This window comes from Achromobacter colocynthidis (genome assembly GCF_057334535.1).
On the sequence record NZ_JBHFIZ010000035.1, the window covers coordinates 454,712 to 470,310 of the forward strand.

Below are 15,599 nucleotides of genomic sequence, written 5' to 3' on the forward strand. Positions count from 1 at the left end.
CATTCTTCAAAGCGGCTGACAATCGTTCAATACACCGATAGCGGGGACAGGCACAGTGCGGGCGTGATCCAAATTTTTCGGATTTTTCGGATTTTCGCCAACGGCATCCCAAGGAGCCCCCATGTCCATCACCGCCTACGCCAAGCCCGGCGCCAAGCTGCTGTCCCCCAAGGACCACACGCTCATCATGATCGACTTCCAGTCGCAGATGGCGTTCGCCACGCACTCCATCGATGCCATCACGCTGCGCAACAACGCCGGCCTGGTAGCCCACGCCGCCGCGGGCTTCGGCGCGTCCACCATCCTGACCACGGTTGCCGAAAAGAGCTTTTCCGGCCCGATGTTCACCGAAGTCACCGCCCCGTTCCCGGGCCAGGCGCTACTGGACCGCACGTCCATGAACACCTGGGAAGACGAAGCCGTCATCAAGCAGGTCAACGCCATCGGCAAGAAGCGCATTGTGCTGGCCGGCCTGTGGACCAGCGTGTGCATCGTCGGACCGGCCCTGTCGGCGCTGGACCAGGGCTTTGAGGTTTACGTCATTACCGACGCTTGCGGCGACGTGTCGCTGGAAGCCCATAACCGCGCTGTCGAACGCATCGTGCAAGCCGGCGGCCAGCCGATCACCGCCTTGCAGTACCTGCTGGAAATGCAGCGTGACTGGGCACGCACCGACAGCTATGAGATGACCACCGGCATCGCCAAGCAGTTCGGCGGCGCCTATGGCCTGGGCATCATCTACGCCAAGTCCATGTTCAACGCCCACGAAGCCTGATAGGAGCCACCCATGAAGGTCTACCTGGTATCGCTGGCGCTTGGCCTGCTGGTCGGCGTGATCTATGCGCTGTTCAACGTACGCTCGCCCGCGCCCCCGGTGATTGCCCTGGTAGGCCTGCTGGGCATCCTGGCGGGGGAGCAGATTCCCCCGCTGGTCAAGCGCTTGATGGCCGAGCCGGCCACGCGCACATCGTGGTTGCACGAGCAGGTCAAGCCGCATATGTTCGGTGAACTGCCTAGCTGCCCCAAGACTTCCACCCCCCCTGAAACACGCGCCGAAGCATGTGGAGACAAGCGCCATGGTTGACACCCAAGCCCCCGACCTGATCCTGCACCAAGGGCGCTTCACCACGCTGGACCCGGCCAACCCCATGGCCGACGCCGTGGCCATCCATGACGGCCGCTTCACCCGCGTGGGCGCCGCCGCCGACATCCTGCCGCTGGCCGGCACCAAAACCAAGGTGATTGCCTTGAACGGCCGTGGCGTGCTGCCCGGCTTGATCGACAACCACCTGCACATCATCCGTGGCGGCCTGAACTACAACATGGAACTGCGCTGGGACGGCGTGCGCAGCCTGGCCGACGCCATGGCCATGCTGCGCCGCCAGGTCGCCATCACCCCCGCCCCGCAGTGGGTGCGCGTGGTGGGCGGCTTTACCGAGCACCAGTTCGCCGAAAAGCGCCTGCCCACCATCGAAGAACTGAACGCCGTGGCGCCCGATACGCCCGTGTTCATCCTGCACCTGTACGACCGCGCCCTGCTCAACGCCGCCGCCTTGCGCGCCGTGGGCTACGACAAGACCACGCCCGCCCCGCCCGGCGGGGAAATCGTGCGTGACTCGGCCGGTAACCCCACGGGCCTGCTGCTGGCCAAGCCGAATGCGTCGATCCTGTACGCCACCCTGGCCAAGGGCCCGAAACTGCCGCTGGAATACCAGGTGAACTCCACGCGCCACTTCATGCGCGAACTGAACCGCCTGGGGGTCACCGGCGCCATCGACGCCGGCGGCGGCTTCCAGAACTACCCCGAGGACTATCAGGTGATCCAGCAGTTGGCCGACGCCAATCAGCTGACGATTCGCCTGGCCTACAACCTGTTCACGCAAAAGCCCAAGCAGGAAAAGGAAGACTTCCTGAACTGGACGGCCACGTCGCAATACAAGCAAGGCACCGACTATTTCCGCCACAACGGCGCGGGTGAAATGCTGGTGTTCTCGGCGGCCGACTTCGAAGACTTCCGCCAGCCGCGTCCCGAGATGGGACCCGAAATGGAAGGCGAACTGGAAGAAGTGGTGCGCATCCTGGCGCAGAACCGCTGGCCGTGGCGCATGCACGCCACCTATGACGAAACCATCAGCCGCTCGCTGGACGTGTTTGAACGCGTCAACCGCGACGTGCCGCTGGCCGGCCTGAACTGGTTCTTCGACCATGCCGAAACCATTTCCGAAAAATCCATCGACCGCATCGCGGCGCTGGGCGGCGGCGTGGCCGTGCAGCACCGCATGGCGTATCAGGGCGAATACTTCGTCGAACGCTATGGCGCGGGCGCGGCCGAAGCCACCCCGCCGGTCAAGCGCATGCTGGAAAAAGGCGTCAACGTGTCGGCCGGCACCGACGCCACGCGCGTGGCGTCCTACAACCCGTGGGTGTCGCTGTCGTGGCTGATCACCGGCAAGACGGTCGGCGGCCTGCGCCTGACGCCGCAACGCAATTGCCTGGACCGCGACGCCGCCCTGCGCATGTGGACCGAGAACGTCACCTGGTTCTCGAACGAACAGGGCAAGAAAGGCCGCATCGCGGTCGGCCAACTGGCTGACCTGGTGGTGCCCGATCGCGACTTCTTTGCGTGCCCGGAATCCGACATTGCCGACACCAGCAGCCTGCTGACGGTGGTAGGCGGCAAAGTGGTCTGGGGCGCGGGCGAATTCTCGGCCCATGATGACGCCGCCCCGCCGCCCGCCATGCCGGATTGGTCGCCCACGCGCTTGTTCGGCGGCTATGGCGCCTGGGGCGATAGCGAAGGCAAGCCCTTGCAGACCACGCTGCGCGAAGCGGCCGCCGCCTGCGCCTGCCTGAACGACTGCAACGTGCACGGACACCAGCACGCGGGCGCCTGGGCCAGCAAGCTGCCGGTGTCCGACCTGAAGGGCTTCTGGGGCGCGCTGGGCTGCGCGTGCTGGGCGGTATGAGCGTGCAAGCTTCCGTGGCGCACCCGCCTGCGTCGCGACGTTCGCTGCTCTCCAAGACGGTGCGCTGGTTGGCTTTGCTGGCACTATGCGGCGCGTATATCCAGGGCGGGCTGGTCAAGCTGCTGGACTTTGCGGGCGCGCAGGCCGAGATGGCGCATTTTGGCCTGCATCCCCCGGCGCTCATGGCGGGGGCGGTCATTGCGCTGGAACTCGGCGCCAGCGCGCTGATTCTGTCCGGCCGCCTGCGCTGGCTGGGCGCGCTGGCGCTGGCGCTCTTTACCGCCGTGGCGGCACTGATGGCCAACCGCTATTGGGAAGCCCCCGCCGACGCGCGCTTCATGGCAATGAACGCGTTCTATGAACACTTGGGGCTGGCCGGGGCATTCGTCCTGGTCGCCTGGCATGACTTGACGGAGCGCCTGCATGGCCGGACCTGATCGCATCACCCCGCCCGCCGCCGTGGGCGGCTTGGCGCCCTTGAAGCACACGCTGTTCGCCGTGCTGTGGGGCGCCACCATACTGGGCAATATCGGCAGCTTCATGCGCGACGTGGCCAGTGCCTGGCTTGTGACCGACCTGTCCAGCAACCCGGCCGCCGTGGCCATGATGCAAACGGCGGCCACCTTGCCGGTATTTCTGTTGGCCATTCCGGCGGGCGTGCTGTCCGACATCCTGGACCGGCGGCGTTTCCTGATCGCCATCCAGGTGCTGCTGGGCTGCGTCAGCTTCACGCTGCTGGTGATGGCCAAGACCAACACGCTGACCGTCGAAACGCTGATCGCGCTGACCTTTCTGGGCGGCGTGGGCACGGCGCTGATGGGGCCGACCTGGCAGGCCATCGTGCCTGAACTCGTGCCCAAGGCCGAACTGAAAACGGCCGTGGGCCTGAATTCGCTGGGCGTCAATATCGCGCGCGCCTTGGGGCCGGCCGTGGGCGGGCTGCTGCTGGCTGCGTTTGGTGCTGCCGCCGCCTATGGCGCGGACGTGCTGAGCTATGTGTTCGTGATCGCGGCGTTGATCTGGTGGAAGCGGCCCAAGAAGGTGGACGACGGCTTGTCCGAGCAGTTCTTCGGCGCCTTCCGTGCCGGCGTGCGCTACGCCCGCGCCAGCCGCGAGTTGCATGTGGTGCTGTTGCGCGCGGCGGTGTTCTTCATCTTCGCCAGTTCAGTCTGGGCTCTGCTGCCGCTGGTGGCGCGCCGCATGCTGGGCGGCGGCGCGGGCTTTTATGGCGTGTTGCTGGGCGCCGTGGGCGTGGGCGCAATTCTGGGCGCGGTGGTCCTTCCCAAGCTACGCCAGCGTCTGAACGCCGATGGCCTGGTGCTAGCCGCCGCCGTGGCCGCCGCCGTGGTGATGGCGGCGCTGTCCTTCGCGCCGCCGCAATGGGCCGCCGTGTTGCTGTTGCTGCTCTTGGGCATGGGCTGGATTGTGGCGTTGACCACCTTTAACGGCGTGGCGCAGGCCATTCTGCCGAACTGGGTGCGTGGCCGTGGCTTGGCGATCTACCTGATGGTGTTCAACGGCGCGATGGCGGCCGGCAGCCTGGGCTGGGGCTTGCTGGCGCAGGAAATCGGCGTGCCCGCCACCTTGCTGGCCGGCGCCGCTGGGTTGTTGGTGGCGGGCCTGGTGCTGCATCGCCTGCGCCTGCCGCAGGGCGAGGCGAATCTGGATCCGTCCAACCACTGGCCCGAGCCGCTGCTGGACACGCCCGTCGAACATGATCGCGGCCCGGTCATGGTGCAAATCGAATACCGCATCCGCGTCGAAGACCGCCCCGCGTTTCTGCAGGCGCTCGAGGCGGTGGCGCAAGAGCGTCGGCGTGACGGGGCCTATGCCTGGGGCGTGGCCGAACACACGGGCGAGCCCGAGCGCGTGCAGGAATGGTTTCTGGTGGAGTCCTGGGCCGAGCACTTGCGCCAGCACCAGCGCGTGTCGCAAGCTGATGCCGACCTGCAAGGCGAAGCGCAGCGCTTTCATATCGGGCCGGACAAGCCCGTGGTGCATCATTTTCTGGCGCTGGATTCGCGCCAGGCCAAGCGGGACGGTGGGCCGGACTAGCGAGGCAGCGGACCCGCGCGACAGTGGACTAGCTTTAGCGACAGCAGGCTAGTGCGACGGCAGGCTAGTGAGACGGCAGGCTAGTGAGACAGCAAACTAGTGAGCCGAGGCGTCCAGGAAGCGGTGCACGACGCGCACCGCCGCCGCGCCCTCGGCAATGCTGGCCAGCACGTGCTTGACGGATCCGGCGCGCACCGCGCCCACCGCGAACACGCCGGGCTGCGAGCTTTCATAGGCGCGCGCCTGCATGGACCCGGCTGCCGCCCGGCCCGTCAGGATGCAGCCCAGGTCATCGGTGTCCAGGCAGCCGTCCAACCACGCCGTGTTGCCCTCGCCGGAGCGGTCTTCCACCAGCCCGGTCGCCACGATCAAGCTGCGCGCCTCGATCATCTGGCCGTCATCAAGCCACACGCGATACGGGTACGAAGTGCTGTCGAATGCCGTGGCCACGCGCACGGGCATCACATGCGAACCGAAGCGACGGCTTTGCGTTTCGGCGCGGCGCAGCAGGCCGCCATCGCACAGGCCGGTGATGGTGCCGGGAAAGCCGGGCAAGGCCTGCGTCCCTGGCGCCTCGGCGCCGCATAAAGAGCCGCCCACCAGCAGGGTGTGCAAGCCTTCAGACGCGGCATAGGCCGCCGCCGCCAGTCCCGCCGGCCCGCCGCCGATCACGGCCAGGTCCAGCACCGGGTCGGCCTGCCCCGCCGCCGCGCCCGAGCGTGGGACAGCACTGCCATCGGCCATGGCACCCCCACGCGAAATGGCGCCGCCATAGGGCCGGCGACGCAAATAGCCAATGCGGCGCAGCATGAAAGCGCGCAGCACAATGTCTGCCAACATAGGCTCGGCAAGCAGCAACTGAGCCAGCCCCGCGCGCGACAGGCACAGCAGCCGGCTGTCGGAATCGGCGCGTGCTGTGACTGCGTTGGGGCGGTCGGTGAACAGGTCCAGGCTGCCGGTGAATTCGCCGTCGCGATGCATCAGCAGGCTGTGCTGGGTGCCGTCGGCTTCGCTTTCCAGCACTTCCACGTACCCATCCAGCACGATATAGAACGCGGCCTCTTCGCTGCCGCTTTGCAGCAGGATGGTGCCGGCCGACGCCCGCACTTCCTCGCCGTAGGGCGCGGCCAGGCGGATCTGGTCGGGGCTCAGCATGGGAAACGCTTGCGCATGCAAGGCCGGCAATTCAGGCGGTTGGCAAGCGGCGTCAACGGGGGGGCGATTCATGGGATTCACTTCCGGGGCAACCGAAGAAAGCGGCAAGGTACAGCGCTAGGCTAGCTTCGGGCTGCCGGACGGTCTTGCGTACTTGGGTGCTGCTTTGTCTGAAAGAGCAGTGATCGTACACCGCGGCTTAAACCCGGGCTTAAACCCCGGTTTAGCCCCCCCGGCTGACACCGCCCCATGCACGCTACGCGTTGACCTTGCGCCAGGCCCCGGGCGATGCGCCCACCACGCTGGTGAACACCCGCGTCAGATGCGCCTGGTCGGCAAAGCCGCACAACAGCGCGATGTCGGTAATGGACCGGCCCGGCATGCGCAGCAGGTCTTGCGCTTTTTGCACGCGCTGCTCCAGCAGCCAACGGTGCGGCGTGGTGCCCACCGTCTGCCGGAACGCCTTGATGAAATAGCTGCGCGACAAGTTGCAGGCCTCGGCGATGTCTGCAATGGACGTGTCCGCGCGCTGGGACGACAGCAGCATGTCCTTGGCCCGGGCTTCCAGCTTGCGCGACAGCACGCGGCTCCCGCCCGAGTCCGTCCAGCCGCTGGTGGCGCCCGCGCCATAGTGCGACAGCAAGTGCGCGCCAAGCGCCAGGCTCAGGTGTTCCACGAACAGGCCGCCCTGCTGCTCCGGCTGCGCCAACACGCTGGCCAGCACGTGAGACATATGTGCCAGCACCGGGTCGCCCTGCCCCGCGCGCGGCAGCAGACTGCTGACGCGCGGGCCGCCGTTCTCGTCGTTGATGCGTTCGATGAAGGCGCGCGACAGCTCGATCAACACGAAGTCGAAACCGCCGTGCAGGTCGGCGCGGTAGTCTTCGTTGAAATCGCGGATATAGACCGACCCGGTGTCGAAATCATGGGTCGATGCATGGTTGCCTTGCAGGATGCGGCGTCGGTGTCCGCCCTGCATGGCCACGCCCACCAGATAGCCCCGGTCGGACGCGGGCGTGGCGACGTGGCCGAAATGTTTGTTGTCGGTGCTTTTGCGATAGAACGTCAGCCCGCCGCCTTCGAAATGCTGGTTCGTGATGAGCTTGCTGGCGGCGCATCCAAGCGCGTCGGTCGCCGCGGCAGGCTTGGGCGGTGGGGCAGGCAATACCGCTGTCTCGGACTCCTGGGCGGGCACTGTCGCTAGGCGTGGGCGGGCAGGCATGTTGATGGATTCCCCAAAATCACGATAGAAGCGGTACGGCCGGAAGATAGCAAACGATGTTGCCTTGCAACAAGCGTCGTCACGGTTTTTTTCAATGCCGTGACCTGCATTGCAGCCGCCCAGCATGTCACGCACATTTCACTGCCGCATGTCACGCACATTTCACTACCGCAATTCCCGCACCTAACGCGGTAACGCCGGCCCCGGCGTCAGCGGTCCCAAGGGCTGCCCACGCTGTGGCATCGGCGGCAGCTTCGGTTGCGCCGGGCCGCTCCACGGCGGCGGGGCGCGGTTTACATTCGCGCCCGATCCCGGCTCCGGGTAGCGCGCGCCACCGCAGGACGTGCCCAGGCAAGGCTGCCCGCTCCGGCCGGGGTCCACCTTCCTGGAACATGATGTCCCCAGGCAGGTATCCGGCAAGGTGCGCGCGGACGCGGGCGGCTCTGGCACGCCGCCGGGCACGCTGTCCCGCGCCAGCGTGGGCCCGGCGAACAGCGCGGCGGAAACAGCCAGCCCGATGGGGGTGACCAGCCCAATGCATCGGGCCAGCCCAAAGGACGCAGCCACCCTCAGGGGGCCAGCCAGGATCAGGGCTTTCATCGCGGCTCCAAGGCAAGACGAACCAGGCACGAGTGTGCGCCCATCGTCCATGCCTCGCAACACGCGCGCCCTGGCCCCGTCAGTCCAGCTTGATGTTGGTGCTTTCCACCACCTTGGCCCAGCGCGCGCGTTCGCTGGCGAAGAACTGCGCCAGTTCGGCCGGGTTGCGCGTCACGATTTCGGCGCCCTGCTCGTTCAATTGCGCCGTCACGTCCGGCTGGGTGACGATCTGCGCCATCAGCATCGCCAGGCGTTGGGCCACCGGGTCGGTCATGGTCGCCGGCGCCATCACGCCCTGCCACGTGCCCGACTCAAAGCCCTTCACGCCTTGTTCCGAAATGGTCGGAATATCCGGCACCAGCTTCATGCGCTCGCCCTTCGAAATCGCCACCGCGCGCAGCTTGCCGGACTTGATGTGCGGCAAGGTCGCCAGCAGCCCGTTCATGATGATCTGGGTCTGCCCGCCGATCGTGTCCGTCACCGCTTGCGAGCCGCCCTTGTACGGCACGTATTCCCATTGCGCGCCCGTGGCCTGCTGCACCGCCACCGCCGCCAGGTGCGGCGCGCTGCCGATTGCCGTCACGGCAAAATTCAGCCGTTCTTTTTTCGACAGCGCCACCAGATCCTGCAAGGTCTTGGCCGGCACGTCGGGGTGCACCGCCAGCACGTGCGGTGAATAGGCCAGCATGCCGACGGCGCGCAAGTCCTTGGACGGATCGAACGACAGCTTGGTGTAAACGGACGGGCTGATCGCCAGGGCGCCCACGTCGCACAGCAGCACGGTATGGCCCTCGGCCGCCTGCTGCACGACCAGCCCCGCGCCCAGGTTGCCGTTGGCGCCGGGCTTGTTCTCGACCACCACGGTCTGCTTGAGCACATCGGACAGGCGCGGGGCCAGGATGCGCGCGATGATGTCCGACGAGCCCCCGGGCGGATACGGCACAACGATGCGCACGGGCCGCGTCGGCCAGTTCGCCGCGCCGCCGCTTGCGCCGGCCCCTGCTTGCTGCGCCCAGGCGGGCACCAAGGGCGACAGGCATAGCGCCGCGGCGCCGCCCAGGAAATGTCTCTTGCTTACGTTCATGCTGTCTCCACACGGGTTGATGTTGTTTTGAGATAAAACCGGCGCGGCGCCCTGCAACGCCTTGCCGCTTGCAAACGTCACACGGCGCCGCGCGTTTCCACGTACAGCGCGTATAGCGAATGGCTGCTGGCCATGAACAGGCGGTTGCGCTTGGCCCCGCCAAAGCACAGGTTGGCGCAACGTTCGGGCAGACGGATATGGCCGATGGGCTTGCCCGCCGGGTTGAACACCATCACACCGTCCAGCTCTTCGGGTTTCGCGCCGGCCGAGCCGTTGCTGCCCCAGCCGCACCACAGGTTGCCGTCTTCATCGCACTTGATGCCGTCGATGGCGCCGGGGCCTTGCGCGTCGATATGCAGGCGCTTGCCCGATAGCGCGCCGTCCGCGCCCACGTCGTAAGCCCACACCACGCGGTTGGGCTGATGGCGCGACTCGACCACATAAAGAATCTTTTCGTCCGGCGAAAAGCACAGGCCGTTGGCCCCGGCCAAGTCACCCAGCGCCTGCGTCACGCGGCCGTCCGACGGGTCGATGCGGTAAACGCCGTGCGGCAGTTCCGGCTTGGCCTTGTCGCCTTCCCAATGCCCGCCGATGCCGAATGGCGGATCGGTGAACCAGATGGCGCCGTTGCGCTGGCAGATGATGTCGTTGGGCGAATTGAAGCGCTTGCCGTCATAGCGGTCGGCCAGCACCGTGATTGAGCCGTCGTATTCGGTGCGCGTGACGCGCCGCGTCAGATGCTCGCAGGTCAGCAGCCGGCCCTGCCGGTCGCGGGCCAGGCCGTTGCTGAAGTTGGCGGGCTTGCGGAACTCGCTGATTTCACCGGTGGTTTCGTCCCAGCGCAGGATGCGGTCGTTGGGAATGTCGGACACCAGCAGATAGCGGCCGTCACCCACCCAGACCGGCCCTTCCAGCCAACGGAAACCCGTGGCCAGTTGCTCGACGGTGCTGCTGTAGATGCGGTACTTGGAAAACTCGGGCTCCAGGATGCGCACGGACGAATCCGGGTAGCGCTGCTGCGGCGTAAAGCTGAACGACTGGGCCTGTGCCAACGTGGCCGGTCCCAGCGCCAATGCGGCGCCCAGCAGTCGGCGGCGGCCGGGCTGGGCCAAGGGGGCATGCTCCATCGGTGTCTCCTCTTGTCGGTGTAATGCGATGGCAATGCGGTCAAGCGGAAGCGCGGCTAGCGGCGGCCCTTGGTAGGCGACGCCCTCCGGCCCTTCGTGGGCGGCGCCCTCGGGCGCTCAGGTCACGGGCCCGGGGTTGAACAGCGCCAGGGCGTTGTGCAGCTTGAGCTTTTCCGCACAGGTCTGCTGGCGGCCGCTGGCCACGTCCAGCATCAGGCGAAACAGCTCCCAACCCACGTCTTCAATAGATGCCTGGCCGGTGGCGATGCGGCCTGCGTTCACGTCCATCAGGTCATGCCAGCGGCGCGCCAGGCTGTCGCGCGTGGCCACCTTGATGACCGGCACCTGCGCCAGACCGTAGGGCGTGCCCCGGCCGGTGGTGAAGATATGCAGGTTCATGCCGGCCGCCAGTTGCAACGTGCCGCAGATGAAATCACTGGCGGGCGTGGCGGCAAAGATCAAGCCCTTTTGCGTGAGGCGGTTACCGGGCGACAGCACGCCATGAATGGGCGACGAGCCCGACTTCACGATCGACCCCATCGCCTTTTCCACAATGTTCGACAAGCCGCCCTTCTTGTTGCCGGGGCTGGTGTTGGCGCTGCGGTCGGCCATGCCGCGTTGCAGGTAATCGTCGTACCAGGCCATTTCGCGGATCAGCGCGTCGGCCACTTCCGGCGTGGCGGCGCGCGCCGTCAACTGATCGATGCCGTCGCGCACTTCGGTATTCTCGGAGAACATCACGGTGCCGCCGGCACGCACCAGCAGGTCGGTGGCGAAGCCCACGGCAGGGTTGGCCGTCACGCCGGAAAAGGCGTCGCTGCCGCCGCATTGCACCCCTACCGTCAGGTCGGACACCGGGCAGGTTTCGCGGCGGCGCGCATTCAGCTTTTGCAGATGGCGTTCGGCCGTGCGCATGATCAGGTCGATCATCGACTGAAAGCCCACGTTTTCTTCGTCTTGCAGCACGATGGTGTCCACCCCTTCGCCGTCTGCGCCCATGCCCTCGCCCGCGCGGATTGGTATGGCGCCCGGCGCCAGCAGCCGTTCCGGTTGCAGCTTTTCGCAACCCAGGCTGACCACCATGGACGTGCCGCCAAAGTTCGGGTTGCGGGCGATGTTGTGCAAGGTGCGGATGGGAATCGCCGCGCCGGGGGCATCAATGGCCACGCCGCAGCCGTAGGTGTGTTCGATGCCAACCACGTCGTCCACGTTGGGATAGCGCGGCAACAGTTCCTGGCGGATGCGCGCCACGGCGTGTTCGACCACGCCCTGCACGCATTGCACCGTGGTGCTGATGGCCAGGATATTGCGCGTGCCCACGGTGCCGTCGGCGTTGCGGTAACCCTCGAACGTGTAGCCTTCCAGCGGCGGCAGCGGCGTGATGCGCGTGCCCACGGGCAGGTCTTCCAAGGTGCGCGCGGTGGGCATGGTGGTGACGCGCTCGTTGATCCAGCTTCCGCGCGGCAGATCCTTGGCGGCAAAGCCGACCACCACGTTGTAGCGCACCACCGGGTCGCCGTCGGCCAGGTCTTGCAAGGCCACCTTGTGCCCTTGCGGCACGGCGTCCACCAATTGCAGGCCATCGGGCAACACCGTGCCGGCGGGCAGCCCCCCTTCATTGGCCACGATCGCCACATTGTCTTGCGGGTGAATCTTGATAAGCACCGGCGTTTGGTCTGCCGCAACCTGCATGAAAAATCCTTTTGCCTTGGGGAGATACGCAGCGATGCACGCGAATCCGCGCATCCGATACGTTATCGTACAACCATGAGAATATCCGCGAAATAGGGGATGAATAAATTTGGGGTTTCCCCTTGTCTACAAGTACATACATAGAGCAATCACCTTGAAATCGAGGTGTTTCGTGTTGTACGATGACTTACATTCAACGCGGCATCTACCGTGCACCTACGCCCCAGACAAGGGGCTGTCTTTTTTTCGGAGAATTCATCATGACCCTGACCGGCCAAATGCTGATCGGCAAAAGCGCCGTCCTGGGCTCGGGCGCGGCGCAACACGCCATCAACCCCGCCACCGGCGAACGCCTGGAGCCCGCCTTCCCCGCAGGCTCGGCGGACGACGTCGCGCGCGCCGCCGAGCTGGCTCGCGCCGCCTTTGACCCCTATCGCGCCGCGCCGCTGGAAACCCGCGCGCAGTTCCTGGAAAGCATCGCCGAGGGCATCCTGGCGCTGGGTGACGCGCTGATTGAACGCACGCACCTGGAAACCGGCCTGCCCGTCGCGCGCCTGCAAGGCGAACGTGGCCGCACCGTGGGCCAGTTGCGCCTGTTCGCCCGCGTGGTGCGCGACGGCTACTTCCTGGACGCCACCATCGACCCCGCGCAACCGGAACGCCAACCGCTGCCGCGCGCCGACCTGCGCCTGGCCAACGTGCCGTTGGGCCCTGTGGCGGTGTTCGGCGCCAGCAACTTCCCGCTGGCCTTCTCGGTGGCGGGCGGTGACACCGCGTCGGCGCTGGCCGCCGGTTGCCCCGTCATCGTCAAGGCGCATAACGCGCACCCGGGCGCCTCTGAAATGGTGGGCCGGGTGATCCAGGCCGCCGTCGCCAAGCACGGTTTGCCCGAAGGCACGTTCTCGTTGCTGTTTGGCGCGGGCAGCGAAATCGGCACCGCCCTGGTGTCGGCTCCGGCCATTGCCGCCGTCGGCTTCACGGGCTCGCGCCGGGGTGGCCTGGCGCTGGTTGCCGCCGCCAATGCCCGCCCGGTGCCGATTCCCGTCTACGCCGAAATGTCCAGCATCAACCCGGTGTTCCTGATGCCGGCCGCCCTGGACGCGCGCGCCGAAGCCATCGCCCGTGGGTTTGTGGATTCGCTGGCCATGGGCGTGGGCCAGTTCTGCACCAACCCCGGCCTGGTCATCGGCTTGGAAGGCCCGGCGCTGGACCGCTTCCGTGAAGCAGCCGCCGAAGCCGTCAAGGCCAAGGGCGCGGCCACCATGCTGACCCCCGGCATCTTTGCCGCCTACCAGGACGGCGCCGACGCGCTGGCCAAGCACGCCAGCGTGGCCACGCTGGGCCGTGGCGAAGCATCCAAGCCGGAAGCCAACGCCGCCGGCGCGGTTGTGTTCGGCACGCAGGCCGACCGCTTCCTGGCGTCGCACGAACTGGAAGCCGAAGTGTTCGGCCCCGCCTCGCTGGGGGGGGCCTGCCGCGACGGGGCCCAGATGACGGCCGTGGCCGAGCACCTGGAAGGCCAGTTGACGGCCACCCTGTTCGTGGACGAGGCCGACGTGGCGCAAGCCCAAGCGCTGCTGCCCGTGCTGGAGCGCAAGGCCGGCCGCATCCTGGCCAACGGCTACCCGACCGGCGTGGAAGTCAGCCACGCCATGGTGCACGGCGGCCCCTTCCCGGCCACGTCGAACCCGGCGTCCACGTCGGTGGGCGCTACCGCGATCCGCCGCTTCCTGCGCCCGGTCTGCTATCAGGACCTGCCCGACGCGCTGCTGCCCGACGGCGTCAAGCGCGCCAACCCGCTGTCGCTCATGCGCATGGTCGATGGGGTGATGACGCCGGCCTGACGCCCCCGCGCCACACTGGTCTTATCCCGGGTTGCCAAGCCCGCGCGCGCCAAGCCATAATCTGCGCTCGTTAAATAATTGATAAGTGTTCGCATTAGCATTAATGCCAGTGCATGGATGCGGACACTTATCGCGAGCGGGCGGGATCTTGAGCGCTGCACCCCCTTTGTCCCAGGACTTTGAACACCTGTACGGCAACCATCACCATTGGTTGCTGGCCTGGGTGAACTGGCGCCTGGGCAACGCGGCCGACGCGGCCGACCTGGCGCACGATGCTTTCGTGCGGCTGCTCACCCGCCCCTGCCACTTCGACACTCCGCAGCAGGCGCGCAGCTATTTGCGCAAGATGGCCAACGGCATGTGCGCGGACCTATGGCGCCGCCGCAGCCTGGAGCAAGCCTGGCTGGACACGCTGGCCAAGCAGCCCGAACCCACCGTGTCGTCCGCCGAGGACCAGGCCATCGTGCTTGAAGCACTGGGCGAAATCGACACCATGCTGCGTGAACTGCCGCCCAAGGTCGCGCATGCATTCGTCATGGCGGTGGCCTGCGAAATGACCGATCAGGAAGTGGCCGACACGCTGAACGTATCCGCCCGCATGGTGCGCAAGTACGTGGCGCGCGCCATGCTGTGCTGCATGAAGCTGGAAGCCAGGCTGGCCGCTGGCTTGAGCGACGACACGACCGACGGCCTGCGCGACCGCCTGGCCGACGACACGACCTCCCCCTCCCCCGCCACGCCATGAGCACCCTGGCCGCGTCCGAACCCGCGCACGACGTCATGGAAGAAGCCGCCGAGTGGTACGCCTTGCTGCGCAGCGGCCAGGCATCCGCCGCCGAGCGGCAGCAATGGCGGCAATGGCTGGACCGGGGCGCCGAGCAGCGGCAGGCCTGGAGCTACGTGGAACGCATCGACCGCCGCTTCACCCCCTTGCAGACCAGCCCCGACCGCAATGCCGCCGTGTCGGCGTTTCACCAATCGATCAGCGCCGCGCCGCGCCGTCGGCGCCAGGTGCTGCTAGGGCTGGGCGCGGCCTTCGGCCTGTCGTGCTTGGGCTGGACCGCATGGCGCCAGACGCCGCTGTCCACGCTGGCCACGCTCTGGGGCACGGACTACCGCGCCGGCGTGGGCGAAACGCGGCAAGTCACGCTGGCCGACGGCACCCGCGTCTGGATCAACGCGCTCAGCGCTTTCAATGTGGCGTACAGCGGCACCCAGCGCCGGCTGCAACTGGTAGCGGGCGAAATCCTGGTGGATACCGGCAAGGATCCGCTGCGCCCCTTTTTCGTGGACACCGGACAAGGCGAGCTGCAAGCCCTGGGCACGCGTTTTTCGGTCAGCGAGGCCGACGCGGACACGCTGGTCACCGTCTATGACGGCGCGGTCCGCGTGACCGCCTTGCGCTCGGGCGCCAGCGAAGTCGTCTCGGCGGGCCGGCAGGCGCGCTTCACCCGCGACACCTTGCAGCCCCTGATGCCGGCCGACCCCGCGCGGGAAAGCTGGCGCCAAGGCTTGCTGCTGGCCGACGGCACGCCCCTGTCGGAAGTCGTCTCCGCGCTACGCCGCTACCATGCCGGGCACCTGGGCCTGGCGCCGCAACTGCGGGATCTGCCCGTGTTTGGCAGCTATCCGCTGAACGACGTGGACCGCGCGCTGAACATGCTGGCCTCGGTGCTGCCCATCCGCCTGCAGCGCACCTTGCCCTGGTGGATCAGTCTTGAACCGCGTGCATAGACAAGAAATTCAAAAAAATCCAAAAATAATCAAAGAAAAATCCGCGCGGCGGTTCCGGGTTTTGAATCCAGGTTCGATTTAGGAAAGTGAGAGCTCCTGCAACGCAGGACATTGCCAACT

At 66.8% G+C, this 15,599-nt stretch carries 13 protein-coding genes; 8 read left to right on the top strand and 5 right to left on the bottom strand.

Annotation, left to right across the window (positions count from 1 at the left end):
- Positions 1–121 precede the first annotated feature (121 nt).
- The 5 genes from ACE04A_RS17790 to ACE04A_RS17810 are packed head-to-tail and all read left to right on the top strand — an operon-like array spanning position 122 to position 5,021.
- Positions 122–775, top strand: coding sequence for a hydrolase (locus tag ACE04A_RS17790; RefSeq protein WP_100855649.1), 654 nt, complete (start codon positions 122–124; stop codon positions 773–775).
- Between the two features lie 12 nt (positions 776–787).
- On the top strand, positions 788–1,084 hold the full coding sequence (locus tag ACE04A_RS17795) for a XapX domain-containing protein (RefSeq protein ID WP_279997091.1): 297 nt from the start codon (positions 788–790) through the stop codon (positions 1,082–1,084).
- Entirely contained in the window at positions 1,077–2,966 is a 1,890-nt protein-coding gene (locus ACE04A_RS17800; RefSeq protein ID WP_279997090.1) for an amidohydrolase, read from the top strand. The genes ACE04A_RS17795 and ACE04A_RS17800 overlap by 8 nt, the downstream gene beginning before the upstream one ends.
- The gene (locus tag ACE04A_RS17805) at positions 2,963–3,403 is read left to right on the top strand and encodes a DoxX family protein (RefSeq protein ID WP_448718922.1); all 441 of its coding nucleotides are present in this window, start codon (positions 2,963–2,965) and stop codon (positions 3,401–3,403) included. The genes ACE04A_RS17800 and ACE04A_RS17805 overlap by 4 nt, the downstream gene beginning before the upstream one ends.
- On the top strand, positions 3,390–5,021 hold the full coding sequence (locus ACE04A_RS17810) for an MFS transporter (RefSeq protein ID WP_485820358.1): 1,632 nt from the start codon (positions 3,390–3,392) through the stop codon (positions 5,019–5,021). The genes ACE04A_RS17805 and ACE04A_RS17810 overlap by 14 nt, the downstream gene beginning before the upstream one ends.
- Before the next feature lie 96 nt (positions 5,022–5,117).
- Here ACE04A_RS17810 and ACE04A_RS17815 read toward each other — a convergent pair whose 3' ends face one another.
- The 5 genes from ACE04A_RS17815 to garD all read right to left on the bottom strand — a co-directional run bounded on the left by ACE04A_RS17815 (position 5,118) and on the right by garD (position 11,901).
- A complete protein-coding gene (locus ACE04A_RS17815) occupies positions 5,118–6,248 on the bottom strand; it encodes a Crp/Fnr family transcriptional regulator (RefSeq protein ID WP_448718924.1) in 1,131 nt (376 codons plus the stop codon).
- 184 nt (positions 6,249–6,432) lie between these two features.
- Complete coding sequence (locus ACE04A_RS17820; protein WP_448718925.1) at positions 6,433–7,398, bottom strand: helix-turn-helix transcriptional regulator; 966 nt, start codon at positions 7,396–7,398, stop codon at positions 6,433–6,435.
- A 679-nt stretch (positions 7,399–8,077) separates the two neighbouring features.
- A complete protein-coding gene (locus tag ACE04A_RS17825) occupies positions 8,078–9,082 on the bottom strand; it encodes a Bug family tripartite tricarboxylate transporter substrate binding protein (RefSeq protein WP_100855644.1) in 1,005 nt (334 codons plus the stop codon).
- 77 nt (positions 9,083–9,159) lie between these two features.
- Positions 9,160–10,209 carry an SMP-30/gluconolactonase/LRE family protein gene (locus tag ACE04A_RS17830; protein WP_448718926.1) on the bottom strand — a complete coding sequence of 350 codons (1,050 nt, stop codon included), beginning with the start codon at positions 10,207–10,209 and terminating at the stop codon, positions 9,160–9,162.
- A 117-nt stretch (positions 10,210–10,326) separates the two neighbouring features.
- Positions 10,327–11,901, bottom strand: coding sequence for a galactarate dehydratase (garD, locus tag ACE04A_RS17835; protein ID WP_485820359.1), 1,575 nt, complete (start codon positions 11,899–11,901; stop codon positions 10,327–10,329).
- A gap of 260 nt (positions 11,902–12,161) precedes the next feature.
- Between garD and ACE04A_RS17840 the strand changes: the two genes are divergently transcribed.
- The 3 genes from ACE04A_RS17840 to ACE04A_RS17850 all read left to right on the top strand — a co-directional run bounded on the left by ACE04A_RS17840 (position 12,162) and on the right by ACE04A_RS17850 (position 15,479).
- On the top strand, positions 12,162–13,745 hold the full coding sequence (locus ACE04A_RS17840) for an aldehyde dehydrogenase (NADP(+)) (RefSeq protein WP_485820360.1): 1,584 nt from the start codon (positions 12,162–12,164) through the stop codon (positions 13,743–13,745).
- Positions 13,746–13,911: 166 nt separating this feature from the next.
- Positions 13,912–14,490 carry a sigma-70 family RNA polymerase sigma factor gene (locus ACE04A_RS17845; RefSeq protein ID WP_448719080.1) on the top strand — a complete coding sequence of 193 codons (579 nt, stop codon included), beginning with the start codon at positions 13,912–13,914 and terminating at the stop codon, positions 14,488–14,490.
- The gene (locus tag ACE04A_RS17850) at positions 14,487–15,479 is read left to right on the top strand and encodes a FecR family protein (protein ID WP_448718928.1); all 993 of its coding nucleotides are present in this window, start codon (positions 14,487–14,489) and stop codon (positions 15,477–15,479) included. Before ACE04A_RS17845 ends, ACE04A_RS17850 begins: the two co-directional genes overlap by 4 nt.
- The last annotated feature ends 120 nt before the right edge of the window (positions 15,480–15,599 follow it).

Bases quoted from the DNA above. Each gene is read 5' to 3' on its own strand.
- ACE04A_RS17800 (WP_279997090.1), top strand. From the start codon at position 1,077: ATGGTTGACACCCAAGCCCCCGACCTGATCCTGCACCAAGGGCGCTTC.
- garD (WP_485820359.1), bottom strand. From the start codon at position 11,901: ATGCAGGTTGCGGCAGACCAAACGCCGGTGCTTATCAAGATTCACCCG.
- ACE04A_RS17820 (WP_448718925.1), bottom strand. From the start codon at position 7,398: ATGCCTGCCCGCCCACGCCTAGCGACAGTGCCCGCCCAGGAGTCCGAG.
- ACE04A_RS17805 (WP_448718922.1), top strand. From the start codon at position 2,963: ATGAGCGTGCAAGCTTCCGTGGCGCACCCGCCTGCGTCGCGACGTTCG.
- ACE04A_RS17795 (WP_279997091.1), top strand. From the start codon at position 788: ATGAAGGTCTACCTGGTATCGCTGGCGCTTGGCCTGCTGGTCGGCGTG.
- ACE04A_RS17825 (WP_100855644.1), bottom strand. From the start codon at position 9,082: ATGAACGTAAGCAAGAGACATTTCCTGGGCGGCGCCGCGGCGCTATGC.
- ACE04A_RS17815 (WP_448718924.1), bottom strand. From the start codon at position 6,248: ATGAATCGCCCCCCCGTTGACGCCGCTTGCCAACCGCCTGAATTGCCG.
- ACE04A_RS17830 (WP_448718926.1), bottom strand. From the start codon at position 10,209: ATGGAGCATGCCCCCTTGGCCCAGCCCGGCCGCCGCCGACTGCTGGGC.
- ACE04A_RS17840 (WP_485820360.1), top strand. From the start codon at position 12,162: ATGACCCTGACCGGCCAAATGCTGATCGGCAAAAGCGCCGTCCTGGGC.
- ACE04A_RS17810 (WP_485820358.1), top strand. From the start codon at position 3,390: ATGGCCGGACCTGATCGCATCACCCCGCCCGCCGCCGTGGGCGGCTTG.
- ACE04A_RS17850 (WP_448718928.1), top strand. From the start codon at position 14,487: ATGAGCACCCTGGCCGCGTCCGAACCCGCGCACGACGTCATGGAAGAA.
- ACE04A_RS17790 (WP_100855649.1), top strand. From the start codon at position 122: ATGTCCATCACCGCCTACGCCAAGCCCGGCGCCAAGCTGCTGTCCCCC.